The organism is Microbacterium sp. A20 (assembly GCF_004794515.1).
Taxonomy (GTDB): Bacteria; Actinomycetota; Actinomycetes; order Actinomycetales; family Microbacteriaceae; genus Microbacterium.
In genome coordinates, this window is record NZ_SSDF01000065.1 from 96379 (window position 1) to 110175 (window position 13797).

Below are 13797 nucleotides of genomic sequence, written 5' to 3' on the forward strand. Positions count from 1 at the left end.
GGGCGGGGGCGTCGAGTTCCACCGGTCAGGCGGCTCCGAGGTGCTGGCGGCGCGCCGCGACGGCGTCCCGGATGGCCGGAAACAGCGGATGCTCCGGATCCAGGCCCGTGGTGCGGGCGGTGAAGGCCGCGGGCTCCTCCGAGCGCAGCAGCTCCTGGAGCTCGACCGACTGCTCGTCGGCCGGATCGTCGAACTCGAGCGCCGCCGACACGGCCGCCACGAGCGCCTCGGTCGGCAGGCCGCGCTCCGCGGCCATGGCGGCCGGTCCCACGAACCGCTCGTGCCGCGAGATCTTGCGCAGCGGTTGGCGTCCGACGCGCTGCACGGTGTCGACCAGCGCCGGGTTGCGGAAACGGTCGAGGATCGTGGCGCGGTACGCCGCGAGGTCCGCCGCATCCAGCCCGTGCTCGGCGACCAGCACGGCCGACGTCTCCTCCAGAGCCGCAGACACGTTCGCCGCGATGGCGGGGTCGGCCAGGGCATCCGAGATCCGTTCGATCCCGGCTCGCGCGCCGAAGTACGCGGTGGCGGCGTGCCCCGTGTTCACCGTGAAGAGCTTGCGCTCGATGTACGGTGCCAGATCGTCGACGAAGTGCGCGCCGGGGATGCTCGGAAGGGAGCCGCCGAACGGCCCCGACTCGATCGCCCACTCGAAGTAGGGCTCGACCGTGACCTCGACGCCGCCGTCTGCGGGCTGTGCCGGCACGATGCGGTCGACCGCGGTGTTCGCGAAGACCGCGCGCGCGAGTAGCGTCTCGGCATCCGCCCCCGCCGCCGCTGCCACCTCGCTCCGCAGCAGGTCGGTCGCGCCGATCGCGTTCTCGCAGGCCATGACCTGCAGCGGCGCGGCATCGGGGGAGCGGAGGGCGAGTCCGGCCACGATCGACGGTGCCACGAATCGCAGTACCGTCGGCCCGACCGCGGTCGTGACGACATCGGCCGTCGCGACCTCCTCCGCTACGGCGGCGGGATCGGTGCGGCTGTTGACCGCCCGGAACCCGGTGACGACATGATCGATCCCTCCGGGGCCGACTTCGTGCACGGTGTACGAGTCGACCGCATTGATCGCGTCGACCAGGGCATCGGCGACGTCGGAGAACACGACCTCGTACCCGCCCTGGCGCAGCAGCAGACCGACGAACCCGCGCCCGATGTTGCCCGCCCCGAAGTGGACCGCCTTCATCCCTCGTTCACCTCCGACAGCAGGGCGTAGAGCTCTTCCGGGGTCTGCGCCGCGGAGAGCCGTGCCACGTCGTCCTCCTCGGAGAACAGGATCGCGATCCGGGAGAGGATCTCCAGGTGCTCGTCACCGACGCCGGCGATGCCGATCACGAAGGTCGCGGGGTCTCCCGACCAGTCGACGCCGCCGTCGTAGCGCACGACCGACAGGGCCGAGGCGAGGATGGCGTCCTTCGCATCGTTGGTGCCGTGCGGGATCGCGAGTCCGTTGCCCATGAAGGTCGACACGGTCTCCTCACGCTGCCGCATGGCATCGACGTACACGGGGGTGACGGCTCCGGCGGCGACGAGGATGTCCGTCGCCTCCTGGAGCGCCTCGTCGCGGGTCGCCCCACCGGGGTGGATGCGGACCTGCTCGGGGGTGAGAACGCTCATTCTGTGTCCTTTCGCTGGGATCGCACCATCTCGACGACTTCTTCGTACTTGGGCGAGTTCATGAAGTTGTCGACCGACACGTGGACCGAGTTCGGCGACTTCGCCGCGGCGCGCTCGGTGAGCTGCTGCTGCGTGATCACCACGTCGGCCGTTCCGTCGAGGTTCGCGATGGCCTGGTTGGTGACGTTCACGTCCTCGATGCCCGCCTTCTTGAGCTTGTTGCGGAGGACGCTGGCGCCCATCGCCGATGAGCCCATCCCGGCGTCGCACGCGAACACGATCCGCTCGATCGGTGCCGTGGCGACGGCGGTCGTGCCCGGGGTCGCGGCGGCTTCGGGAGCCGCAGTCGCGGTCGATGTGCGCAGCGCATCCATCGCGGCCGACGACTTGCCCTTGTTCGCCTCGGTCTGTGCGATCGCCGCACCGAAGGCGTCCCCCTCGGCGGCGAGGTCGCGCTTGCGCGAAGCCCGCAGGATCACACCGGTGATGAGGAACGTCACGGTGGCGGCGACGATGACCGACAGGTACACGACCAGCAGGTTCGGGACACCCGCGCCGAGGGCGGCGAAGGTCACCGCGATGATGCTGCCGGGCGCCGCCGGGAAAGCCAGACCGCCGTTCAGGAGCATGTTCGTCGTGACGCCGGCCGCACCACCCGCGATGAGGGCGAGGATCGTGGTGGGCTTGCTCAGCGCATACGGGAAGTAGATCTCGTGGATGCCACCGAAGAACTGGATGATCGCCGCACCCGGTGCGGAACCCTTCGCCGCGCCGACGCCGAAGAAGCTGAAGGCGAGGAGCAGACCGAGGCCGGGGCCGGGGTTGGCCTCGATGAGGAACAGGATCGACTTGCCGGTCTCCGCCGCCTGCTCGATGCCGAGCGGGGTGAAGACGCCGTGGTTGATGGCGTTGTTGAGGAACAGCACCTTCGCCGGCTCGACGATGATCGACACGAGCGGGAGCAGCTGCAGCGTGACGAGCCAGTCGACGGCCGCACCGAGCGCGGCGCTGATGCCGAGCATGACCGGTCCGAAGGCGAAGAAGCCGACGATCGCGAGGAGCATGCCCAGGATCCCGGCGGAGAAGTTGTTGACGAGCATCTCGAAGCCGGGGCGGATCTTCCCGTCCCAGATGCTGTCGACCTTCTTCATGATCCACGCGGCGATCGGGCCCATGATCATGGCACCGAGGAACATCGGGATGTTGGTGCCGACGATCACGCCGACCGTGGCGATCGTGGCCACCACGCCACCGCGCTCGCCGTAGACCATGCGGCCGGCGGTGTTGGCGATCAGCAGCGGCAGCAGGTAGGTCACCATGGGGCCGACCAGGCCGACGTACGCGAGGATGTTGCCGCCATCGCCCTCCGCCACCGCGGTCATGGCGCCCTGCCAGCCGATGACGGCGGAGTCGCCGCCGCCGCCGATGATCTCGGCCACACCCGCCCAGTGCCAGCCGAAGGGGCTCTTGGCGCCGAAGAATCCGGCCGGGATGAAGAGCATCGTGATGAAGCCCCAGGCGATGAAGGCTGCGATGTTCGGCATGATCATGCCGGAGAGGAACGTGCCGAAGCGCTGCACGCCCACGCGGAGACCGCCGGGTTTCGTGGCGGCAGGTGACGTCGTCGTCATGATGTCGTCTCTTTCTTGTGGAGGGGGAGTTCCGCGGCGAGAGTGGCCGCGGCGGTTCGGGCGGAGGGAGCATCGTCGGCGGCCAGGGCGGCCTCCGCGAGGCTCCGCGCCTCGGACAGGGTGCGTTCGGAGAGCGCGTGTCGCACGTCGGCCAGCGCCGAGGGAGCCATCGAGAGGCTGGTGGCGCCGAGGCCGACCAGCACGACGGCGAGGAGCGGATCGGCGGCGGCCTCGCCGCAGATGCCGACCGGTTTGCCCAGGCGCGCGCCGGCGTCGCCGACCTCGCGCACCAGGCGCAGCACGGCCGGATGCCAGGGATCCTGGAAGCCGGCGACCGAACCGAGCATGCGGTCGGCCGCCATGGTGTACTGCGTGAGGTCGTTGGTGCCGATCGAGGCGAAGTCGGCGTGCGCGAGCACCCGGTCGGCGAGCAGGGCGCTCGCCGGGATCTCCACCATCACGCCGGCGGTCTGCAGCCCGTATTCGCGCGCGAGCCCCGTGAAGTAGATCGTCTCCTCGACCGTGGCGACCATCGGGGCCATGACCCAGAGATCGGCATCGGTCTCGGCATCGGCTTCGGCCAGCGCGGTCAGCTGCTCGCGCAGGATGTCCTCGCTGGCTCGCAGCGCGCGCAGACCCCGCAGCCCGAGTGCCGGGTTCTCCTCGTGCGCGTCGTTGAGGAACGCCAGCGGCTTGTCGGCTCCCGCATCGAGCATCCGGACCACGACCTTCTTGCCGGGGAAGGCTGCGAGCAGCTCGCGATACGACTCCCGCTGCTGGGCGATGGTCGGCGCCTGTGCCGAGGAGAGGAACAGGAACTCGGTGCGGAACAGCCCGACGCCCTCGGCCCCCCGAACGACCGCATCGGCCGCGTCTGCGGGCTTCCCCAGGTTCGCGAGCAGCGCGACCGGCGTGCCGTCGGCGAGGGCGCCGGGAGTGGGGGGAGCGGCCTCGGCCGACTGGCGAGCGGCGGCGCGTTGAGCCGCGCGGTCCTTCTCGTCCTCCGTCGGCTCGCGGGTGACCACTCCGCTGGCGGCATCGACGATCACCGTCTCGCCCGTGACCAGCGGCGTGGCGTCGCCGACGCCGACGATCGCGACGATGCCCTTCTCCCTCGCGAGGATCGCGGTGTGGGAGGTCGGCCCGCCGTCCGTCGTGATCAGCGCGAGCACCTGATCCAGGTCGAGGAGTGCGGTGTCGGCCGGAGCGAGGTCGCGCGCGACCAGGACGAACGGGTGCCCGGGGTTCGGGACGCCGGGGGCATCGACGCCGCGCAGGTGCGCCAGGACCCGCTGCGCGATGTCATCGAGGTCGGCGGCGCGCTCGCCGAGGTAACCACCGACGGCCTCCAGCGTGGCGCGGAACCCCGCGAACGCATCGTGCACCGCCCATTCGGCCGTCGCTCCGGCATCGATCCGGGTATCGACCTCGTCTTGGAGCGTCGGGTCCTCGGCGATCATCGCCTGCGCTTCGAGCACGTCTCGGGCTGCGCCGCCTGCCGCCTCACCGCGTTCGTTCAGTTCGCGGGCGACGGTCGCGACCGCTTCGCGAACTCGCACGCGCTCGGCTTCGGTGCCCGCCGTGCTCGGCGAGTTCTCCGGAGGCGGCATCGCCTCGGCCATGCGGACGACCGGTCCCTGGGCCACGCCCAGACCGATGCCCACCCCGCGCAGCTCGCTCATCCGGCGGCGTCCTGGTCATGGTCGGTGGTGAGGAGCTCGGTGAGCGTGTCCAGCACGCCCTCGGCCCCGTCGCCGTCGGCCGTCAACGTCACATAGTCGCCGTACTCGATCGCGAGCGCGATCACACCCAGGATGCTGGCGGCGTTGACCGGTTTGCCCGAGTCCTTCGCGATCGTCACGGCGATGCCCGAGTCCTTCGCCGCCTGCGCGAAGAGCTTCGCCGGGCGGGCGTGCAGTCCGTGGGAGGAGCCGATCCGGACGGTGCGGGTGGCGGTCATGATGTTCCTTTCGGGGTGTCGCCGGTGGCGGCGAGGATCGATCGGGCGAAGTCGAGGGTGCGGGAGCCGTCGCGGTCGGAGAAGACGTCATCCGGAAGCACGGCCACGGGCGCTTCCACGCTGCCGCGCAACGCCTCGAGCCGATCGCCGAGATGCGGACCGACGAGGACGAGGTCGTGATCGGAGCCGGCGACGGAGCTCTCGGTGCCCGCCACCGCGTCCCAGCCGAGACCGGCCGAGGCTGCCGCAGTGCGGAGCCGTAGTGCGACGAACGTGCTCGACGCCCCGGCGCCGCACACCACGAGGATCCTCATCGACTCCCACCTTCCTGAGAACAGTCTGGGAACCGGGAGGGGCACCGCACCAACAGGTTCCTTTCCGCCCCCGCGGAACACCTCCTTCCGCCCGCGGATGCCGGCATGCTGACATCATGGAGACGACGTCGAGACAGTGCGGTCAGCATGCGGGAAGGGGAGGACCATGTCGCGCCAGCGCCAGGACCAGCTCCTCGCCGCTCTGCTGCGCCAGGAGGGCTGGGCGACGGCTGCCAGCCTCGCCGATCTGCTCGGGGTCACGCCGCGCAGCATCCGGTCCTACGTCGCCGCGCTGAACGCACGGACTCCCGGCGCCGGGGTGATCGAGTCCGGCCCGGCCGGGTATCGCGCGGGCTCCGGTGCCCGCGGTGCGCTGCGGATGCGGCAGACCGGAGAGTCCGCGCCCCGCGACCGCCTGCACACCCTGGTACGGCGGCTGCTCGATGAACCCGCCGGGATCGACGTGTTCGACACTGCGGACGAGCTGCACGTCAGCGAGGCGACGCTCGAGGCGGATCTGGTCCGGGTGCGCAGTCTGCTCGACGGCACCGAGCTCACCCTGGAGCGCGACCGGGAGACGGTGCGACTGCGCGGGAATGAGGCAGCCCAGCGGCGTCTGCTCAGCAGGCTCGCGCACGACGAGATGGATGACGCCTCCTTCCACCCCGAGACGTTCCGACGCGCACTGTCGCGGTCGGCCGTGGCCGCCAGTGCGGTCGGTCCGTTCAAGACATCGCTCGTGCGGGAGCTCGGCGAGCTCGGCTACTACGTGAACGAGCTCGCGATCGCCGACGTCCTGCTGCACATCGCGATCGCCGCCGAGCGGGTTGCCGCGGGGCACGCCCTCGAATCCTCGCCGGCGGGTGCCCGGGAGGAGATCCCGCGGGTGGGGGCCGTCATCGCCCGCCTCGCCGCCGAGCACTTCGACGTGGTCCTCGGTGACGGCGACAGCGGTCACCTCGCCTCTCTGGTCCTGACCCGTATCGTCGCGCCGGGGGAGGACGCGACGCGGGAGGTCGCGCGCAGCGGAGTGGACCCGGCCGTCGAAGCGGCGGTCCGGGCGGAGATCGCCCGAGCCGCCGACGACTTCCAGGTCGACCTCGTTGACGAGACGTTCGTCCTCCGACTCGCCCTGCACGTGCAGAACCTGCTGCGGCGGGCCGAGGAGAGCGCGCTGACGCGCAACCCGCTCACGCGCTCTCTCAAGACGACGTATCCGATGATCTTCGAGGTCGCAGTGTCCATCGCGAGCGGACTCCACGATCGCGTCGGCACCCCCATCCACGATGACGAGATCGCCTATATCGCCATGCACGTCGGCGGGCGGCTCGAGCGCAGTCGCAAGGCGGAGTCGATCCTGACCGCCACGATCGTCTGCCCGGGCTACCAGGAGCTGCACGAGCTGCTGCGCTCCAGCGTCGACCGCTCACTCGGCTCCGCGATCGAGGTCACGACCGTCGTCACGAACGTGGACCCCGATTGGGCGTCGTTCGACACCGATCTCGTGCTCAGCACGATCGAGCCGGGGGACACGGGCGACCGCTTCGTCCGCATCCAGCCGTTCCTGACGGATGCCGATGTCGACCGCATCCAGCAGGCCGCGGCGCGCGTCCGCCGCGGGAGGCGCCTCACCCGCCTGCGCGGCGAGCTCGCACGCTACTTCCTGGCCGACGCCTACGTCTTCCCGCTCCCGGACGAGGGTGAGGAGGCGATCATCAGGCGGCTCGGCGGGCTGCTCGTGCAGGCGGGACTCATCGGCGAGGACTACATCGAGAACACCATCGTGCGCGAGCGGATGTCGTCGACCGCCTTCACGGATGCGCTCGCGGTGCCGCACGCGCTGCAGATGACGGCGACCCGCACGGCCATCGCGATCGGTGTGGCGGACGGCTCGGCCGCGTGGGGCGACGGGCGCGTGCAGGTCGTCGCGCTCGCCGCGTTCAGCGAGAGCGATCGGGCGGCGTTCCAGACGGTGTTCGAGCAGCTGGTCGAGGTGTTCAGCGAGCGCGAGAGCGTCCAGCGCATCGTCCGCAGGGGCACCACGTTCGAGGCCTTCCTCGACGAACTCGTCGCGGTGATCGACGGCTGATCCGCGCGTCTCACTCCCGCGGCGCGAGCACCTCGGCGAGCTGATCCAGCACGTCGTCCGCGGTGGCGGATGCCGTCGTCTCGAGCACGACCGCGTCACCGGACGAGATCCCGAGGTCCATGACCGCCAGCACGCTGCTCAGGTCGACCGTGGTGCCGTCTGCCGTGCGCAGGGTCACCGGGGAGCCGTGCGACTGCGCGAGTCGCACGAGCTCGGCCACCGGTCGGGCGTGCGCGCCGTTGTGCGCGCTGACGATCAGGCGTCGCGTGGGCATGCTCAGGAGCGCTCGTCGAGCAGGGCGCGTACTCCCGCCTCGAGCTCTGCCACAGCACCGCGTGCCGCGTCGGCGGAGTCCGCTCGGGCGTCGATGTAGACCTTGAGCTTCGGTTCGGTACCGCTCGGTCGGACGATGACGCGCGAGCCGTCGCCGAGGCGATACCGCAGCACGTCGCCGGAGGGCTGTCCCGGTGCCGCCTGCAGCAGGTCCTCTGCCGAGGTGATCGTCCGCCCGGCGATGTGGGTCGGCGGCAGCGAGCGCAGCGCGAGCATGACGTTGCCGATGATGGAGAGGTCCTCGACGCGCACTGACACCTGGCCGCTCGCGTAGTGCCCGTACGTCTCGCCCAGCTCGTCGAGGAGGTCGATGAGCGTGGCTCCGCGGTCGCGCGCCTGGGCGGCGAGGCCCAGCACGGCGATCGCCGCGGAGACCCCGTCCTTGTCGCGCACCGTGTCGGGGTTCACGAGGTAGCCGAGTGCCTCCTCGAATCCGAAGACGATGCCGGGGGCGCGGGAGATCCACTTGAATCCGGTCAGGGTCTCGTGGAAGTCCAGTCCGTGGTGGGCGGCGACGGCACCGAGGCCGGGCGACGAGACGAGCGAGCAGGCCAGCGAGGCTCCCGGCGTCCCGGCGGCGGCGCGAGCGGCCCGCGCGCCGAGCAGGAGTCCGACCTCGTTTCCCGTCAGGCGACGCCAGCCGTCCGCGGCGGAGTCGTCGGGAACAGCGACCGCCAGGCGGTCGGCGTCGGGGTCGTTGGCGAGGATGAAGTCCGCCTTCACGCGGCGGGCCCGTGCGAAGGCGAGATCCATCGCCCCCGGCTCCTCGGGGTTCGGGAACGAGACCGTGCGGAAGGTCGCGTCGGGCGTGAGCTGTTCGTCGACGACGAACGGCTGCGGGTATCCGGCTTCTCGCACGATGCGCGACAGCGTCTCCCAGCCCACCCCGTGCATGGCCGTGTAGACCCACCGCATCCCGGAAGACCCGGCGGGCGCGGGAGCCACGGCCGCCGTGGCCGCGATATAGGCGTCGACGACATCCTCGCCGGCGGTCTCGTAGGCCGTGGAGCGCGGCAGCGCCGCCACGGATCCGGAGTCGGCCGTGCGCTGGATGTGCGCCGCGATCTCGGCATCCGCCGGCGCGACGATCTGCGAGCCCTGGTCTGCCCCGCCGAGGTAGACCTTGTAGCCGTTGTCGTTCGGCGGGTTGTGGCTCGCGGTGACCATCACTCCGGCATCCGCACCGAAGTGGCGGACGGCGAAGGCGAGCACGGGCGTGGGCAGCAGGCGGGGGAGCAGGATCGCGCGCAGACCGGCGCCGACGAAAAGCTCGGCGGAGTCCGTGGCGAACACACGCGAGTTGCGTCGCCCGTCGTAGCCGATCACGACGGTCGGGGTGTGCCCGGGAACCGCCTTCTCGCGGAGGTATGCGGCGAATCCGGCGGCCGCCTGTGCCACGAGCACCCGATTCATCCGGTTGCTTCCCGCGCCGAGCTCGCCGCGGAGGCCGGCGGTGCCGAACTCGAGGCGTGCGCGGAAGCGGTCGTCGAGATCGGCCAGGGCCGCGTCGTCCCCGCCGGATGCCCGCGTGATCAGGGCGGCGAGCTCGTCGCGCGTCTCGTGATCCGGGTCCTGTCGCAGCCAGGCCCGTGCCTGCGCGAGCCGCTCCTCGCTCACAGGGCCTCGACCACCCTGGCCAGGAGCGCGGAGATCACGGGCTCGGCCTCACGGCCCGCCTCGATCACCTCGGCATGGCTGAGCGGGGTCTGCTGGATCCCGGCGGCGAGGTTGGTGATGAGGGAGAACCCGAGGATCTCCATGCCGGCCTCGCGGGCGGCGATCGCCTCGAGAGCGGTCGACATGCCGACGATGTGTCCACCGATGTGCTTGGCCATCTGCACCTCCGCCGGGGTCTCGTAATGCGGGCCGCGGAACTGGGTGTACACGCCCTCGTCGAGCATCGGATCGATGGAGCGCGCGATGTCACGCAGTCGCTTCGAATACAGGTCGGTGAGGTCGACGAAGGTCGCGCCCTCGAGAGGGGAGTCGGCGGTGAGGTTGATGTGGTCGCTGATCAGCACGGGCTGGCCGGGCGTCCACGTCTCGCGGATGCCTCCTGCACCGTTCGTGAGCACCATGATCTTCGCCCCCGTGGCGGCGGCGGTGCGGACGCTGTGCACGACGCGACGCACGCCGTGGGCCTCGTAGTAGTGGGTGCGCGCGCCGATCACGAGGACGTTCTTGCCCCCGGGCGTGCGGATGCTGCGGAGCGTGCCGACGTGTCCCTCCAGCGCCGGCTTCGAGAACCCGGTCACCTCGGTGGCGGGGATCGTGGCGACGGTGTCGCCGATGATGTCGGCGGCCTTGCCCCAGCCGCTGCCGAGGGTGAGTGCGATGTCGTGATTCTCGACTCCGGTCAGACGCGCGATGTCGGCGGCGGCCTGTGCGGCGACCTCGAACGGGTTCGCGGTCGGGTCGTCGAGAGGGTTGCTGTGCGTTTCGGGCATGGATCCACTCTAGGAAGGTGCAGGCTCCGGGGCCAGGATTGCGGAAGAATGGGTTGCATGTCTTCCACCACTTTCGAGCGCACTCAGCGCGTCGCCGTCCTCGGCGGCGGTCCCGGCGGTTACGAGGCGGCTCTCGCGGCCGCTCAGCTCGGGGCCGAGGTCACCCTGGTCGAGCGGGTGGGAGTCGGCGGATCGGCCGTCCTCACCGACGTCGTGCCGTCCAAGAGCCTGATCGCCACGGCCGATGCGGCGGTGGCCATCTCCGAGGCGAGCGACCTCGGCGTGAACTTCTACGCCAAGGGCGAGAACGGCAAGCCGCTCAAGCCCGAGATCGCGATCAACCTCGCCGCTGTCAACAAGCGTCTCATCGCGCTCGCGGGGCAGCAGTCCGAGGACATGCGGGCGACACTGCTCGAGGCCGGCGTCCGGATCCTCTCCGGGCACGGGCGCCTCGAGGGGCCCACCGCGATCGTGGTGTCGACGGGCGAGAAAGGCACCGACTTCGACCGCGTCGAGGCCGACACGATCGTCGTGGCCGTTGGCGCCTCACCGCGTGAGCTCGATTCGGCCAAGCCCGACGGCAAGCGCATCCTCACCTGGACGCAGCTGTACGACATGAAGGCGCTGCCGGAGCATCTCATCGTGGTCGGCTCCGGCGTGACCGGTGCGGAGTTCGCCTCCGCCTACATGAACCTCGGCGCCAAGGTCACGCTCATCTCCAGCCGCGAGCAGGTGCTCCCCGGCGAGGACAAGGACGCGGCGAGCGTCCTGGAGAAGGTGTTCAAGCGCGGTGGGATGCAGGTGCTCTCGAAGTCCCGTGCCGACAAGGTCGAAGCCACGAAGGAGGGCGTGACCGTCACGCTGTCCGACGGTCGCACGGTCGAGGGGAGCCACTGCCTGATGGCGGTGGGTTCGATCCCGAACACCGCGGGGATCGGCCTGGAGGAGGCCGGCGTCGAGCTGGACGACTCGGGTCACGTGCGGGTGAACAAGGTCGCGCGCACCTCGGTGCCCAACGTGTACGCGGTGGGGGACTGCACGAACTTCTTCCCGCTCGCCTCGGTCGCCTCGATGCAGGGGCGCACAGCCGTCTTCCACGCGCTCGGCGACATCGTGATCCCGCTGGAACTCATCAAGATCACCTCGAACATCTTCACCGCTCCGGAGATCGCAACGGTGGGGTACGGGGTGAAAGACGTCGAGGACGGCGTCGCGGACGGCATGGTCTACAAGCTCCCGCTCGCGGCCAACCCGCGCGCGAAGATGATGGGCATCAAGGACGGCTTCGTCAAGCTCATCGCGCGCAAGGGATCCGGCACCGTCATCGGCGGCGTGATCGTGGCCCCCAAGGCCTCCGAGCTGATCTACCCGATCGCCGTGGCCGTCGAGCGCCGCCTCACGGTCGACCAGGTCTCGCGGGTTTTCGCCGCATACCCGTCGCTCTCGAGCAGCATCACCGATGCGAGTCGCGCGATGCACCTCGTGAACATCTCCTGACGGGAGGGTCTGCGCCGAAACCCCGACTTCACGCCGAGACCCCGGGTCGCATGTGTCTGCGACCCGGGGTCTCGGCGGTAGTCGGGGGTCTCGCCGAGGCGAGGAGGCGAGGGATCAGCTGATCGTGAGCAGCTGGTGTCCGGCGGAGACCGTCAAGCCGGCATCCGCGTTGATGTTGCCGATGACGCCGTCCTTGTGCGCCTGCAGCGGCTGCTCCATCTTCATGGCCTCGAGCACGACGACGAGGTCGCCCTTGACGACCTGCTGCCCGTCTTCGACGGCGACCTTGACGACGGTGGCCTGCATGGGCGACTTCACGGCATCGCCGGATGCGCCGGCGTTCGCCGTGGTGGCGTGGCTGCGACGCGACGGCGGTACGACGGCGGGACGCCCCGCGGTGCCCGGTGCGACCGCGACGCGATCCGGCAGGCTCACCTCGAGGCGCTTGCCCGCGACCTCGACGACGACAGTGTGGCGCGACTCGCCGGCGGCCGGCGACTCGAGCTCGCCGTCCCACGCGGGGATGTCGTTCACGAACTCGGTCTCGATCCAGCGGGTGAAGATGCCGAACTCGCCGTTCTCGGCGGTGAACGCGGGGTCGCGGACGACCTTCCGGTGGAACGGGATGACGGTCGGGAGGCCGGCGACCTCGAACTCGTCGAGTGCGCGGCGGGAGCGCTCCAGCGCCTCCGCCCGGTCCTTGCCGGTGACGATGATCTTCGCGAGCAGCGAGTCGAACGCTCCCGAGACCGAGTCGCCGGCGGTGACCCCGGAGTCGAGGCGGATGCCGGGACCCCCGAAGGTCTTGAAGACGTGGATCGGACCGGGCTGGGGGAGGAACCCGCGGCCCGGGTCCTCGCCGTTGATGCGGAACTCGATCGAGTGGCCCTGCGGCTTCGGGTCGTCGTAGTCGATGGTTCCACCGGCGGCGATGCGGAACTGCTCGCGCACCAGGTCGATGCCGGTGACTTCCTCGGATACCGGGTGCTCGACCTGCAGACGGGTGTTCACCTCGAGGAACGAGACGGTGCCGTCGGCGCCGATCAGGAACTCGCAGGTGCCCGCACCGACGTAGCCGACCTCTTTGAGGATGGCCTTCGACGCCGAGTAGAGCAGATCGTTCTGCTCTTCGGTCAGGAACGGAGCAGGAGCCTCTTCGACGAGCTTCTGGTGACGGCGCTGCAGCGAGCAGTCGCGCGTCGAGATCACGACGACGTTGCCCGCGGAGTCGGCCAGGCACTGGGTCTCGACGTGGCGCGGCTTGTCGAGGTACTTCTCGACGAAGCACTCGCCACGACCGAACGCGGCGACGGCCTCGCGGGTGGCCGATTCGAACAGCTCGGCGACCTCGTCGAGCTCGCGGGCGACCTTGAGGCCGCGTCCGCCGCCGCCGTACGCCGCCTTGATGGCGATCGGGAGGCCGAACTCCTTCGCGAACGCGATGACCTCGTCGGCTCCGGACACCGGACCCGGCGTTCCGGGGGCGAGGGGAGCGCCCACCTTCTCGGCGACGTGACGCGCGGTCACCTTGTCGCCGAGGGCTTCGATCGCCTCGGGCGACGGGCCGATCCAGGTCATCCCCGCATCGATGATGGCGCGGGCGAACTCGGCGTTCTCCGCGAGGAACCCGTAGCCGGGGTGCACGGCGTCGGCTCCGGCGCGGCGGGCGATCGAGAGGATCTTCTCGATCTGCAGGTAGGTCTCGGCGCTGGTCGAGCCGCCGAGCGCGTAAGCCTCGTCGGCGAGTCGGGAGTGCAGGGCATCACGATCCTGGTCGGCGTAGACGGCGACCGACGCGATCCCGGAGTCTCGGGCGGCGCGGATGATGCGTACGGCGATCTCGCCGCGGTTGGCGATGAGCACCTTGGCGATAGCAGGCATGGTTGCCAGCCTAGCGAGAAGGCCCTCGATC

General features: G+C 70.4%; 12 protein-coding genes. 2 read left to right on the plus strand and 10 right to left on the minus strand.

The genetic code is table 11. The features are described from left to right. Nucleotides 1-25: 25 nt before the first annotated feature. The 6 genes from DW298_RS05940 to DW298_RS05965 are packed head-to-tail and all read right to left on the minus strand — an operon-like array spanning nt 26 to nt 5519. Nucleotides 26-1183, minus strand: coding sequence for a mannitol-1-phosphate 5-dehydrogenase (locus DW298_RS05940; protein ID WP_136041537.1), 1158 nt, complete (start codon nt 1181-1183; stop codon nt 26-28). Further along, nucleotides 1180-1614 carry a PTS sugar transporter subunit IIA gene (locus DW298_RS05945; protein WP_136041538.1) on the minus strand — a complete coding sequence of 145 codons (435 nt, stop codon included), beginning with the start codon at nt 1612-1614 and terminating at the stop codon, nt 1180-1182. The genes DW298_RS05940 and DW298_RS05945 overlap by 4 nt, the downstream gene beginning before the upstream one ends. After that, the gene (locus tag DW298_RS05950) at nt 1611-3245 is read right to left on the minus strand and encodes a PTS mannitol transporter subunit IICB (RefSeq protein WP_136041539.1); all 1635 of its coding nucleotides are present in this window, start codon (nt 3243-3245) and stop codon (nt 1611-1613) included. Before DW298_RS05950 ends, DW298_RS05945 begins: the two co-directional genes overlap by 4 nt. Beyond that, nucleotides 3242-4927 (minus strand): phosphoenolpyruvate--protein phosphotransferase, encoded by a 1686-nt coding sequence (gene ptsP / locus DW298_RS05955; RefSeq protein WP_136041540.1) that lies wholly within the window; start codon nt 4925-4927, stop codon nt 3242-3244. Before ptsP ends, DW298_RS05950 begins: the two co-directional genes overlap by 4 nt. Further along, nucleotides 4924-5205, minus strand: coding sequence for an HPr family phosphocarrier protein (locus DW298_RS05960; RefSeq protein ID WP_136041541.1), 282 nt, complete (start codon nt 5203-5205; stop codon nt 4924-4926). Before DW298_RS05960 ends, ptsP begins: the two co-directional genes overlap by 4 nt. Beyond that, nucleotides 5202-5519: a hypothetical protein gene (locus DW298_RS05965; protein ID WP_136041542.1), complete on the minus strand. Its 318-nt coding sequence runs from the start codon at nt 5517-5519 to the stop codon at nt 5202-5204. Before DW298_RS05965 ends, DW298_RS05960 begins: the two co-directional genes overlap by 4 nt. A gap of 166 nt (nt 5520-5685) precedes the next feature. On the opposite strand from DW298_RS05965, the gene DW298_RS05970 reads away from it, so the two are divergent. Beyond that, entirely contained in the window at nt 5686-7608 is a 1923-nt protein-coding gene (locus tag DW298_RS05970) for a PRD domain-containing protein (RefSeq protein WP_136041543.1), read from the plus strand. A gap of 10 nt (nt 7609-7618) precedes the next feature. Here the strand turns inward: DW298_RS05970 and DW298_RS05975 are convergent, their stop codons facing one another. Genes DW298_RS05975 through DW298_RS05985 form a run of 3 tightly spaced genes read right to left on the minus strand, consistent with a single transcriptional unit; the run spans nt 7619 to nt 10388 of the window. Next, complete coding sequence (locus DW298_RS05975; protein WP_136041544.1) at nt 7619-7882, minus strand: HPr family phosphocarrier protein; 264 nt, start codon at nt 7880-7882, stop codon at nt 7619-7621. 2 nt (nt 7883-7884) lie between these two features. Then, on the minus strand, nt 7885-9558 hold the full coding sequence (locus DW298_RS05980; protein WP_136041545.1) for a phospho-sugar mutase: 1674 nt from the start codon (nt 9556-9558) through the stop codon (nt 7885-7887). Continuing rightward, nucleotides 9555-10388: a purine-nucleoside phosphorylase gene (locus DW298_RS05985; protein WP_136041546.1), complete on the minus strand. Its 834-nt coding sequence runs from the start codon at nt 10386-10388 to the stop codon at nt 9555-9557. The genes DW298_RS05980 and DW298_RS05985 overlap by 4 nt, the downstream gene beginning before the upstream one ends. A 48-nt stretch (nt 10389-10436) precedes the next feature. Here DW298_RS05985 and DW298_RS05990 point away from each other — a divergent pair, with 48 nt between their 5' ends. Further along, complete coding sequence (locus DW298_RS05990) at nt 10437-11885, plus strand: NAD(P)H-quinone dehydrogenase (protein WP_029262532.1); 1449 nt, start codon at nt 10437-10439, stop codon at nt 11883-11885. Nucleotides 11886-11999: 114 nt separating this feature from the next. On the opposite strand, the gene DW298_RS05995 is transcribed toward DW298_RS05990, so the two are convergent. Then, complete coding sequence (locus DW298_RS05995) at nt 12000-13766, minus strand: biotin carboxylase N-terminal domain-containing protein (protein WP_136041547.1); 1767 nt, start codon at nt 13764-13766, stop codon at nt 12000-12002. Between the last annotated feature and the right edge of the window lie 31 nt (nt 13767-13797).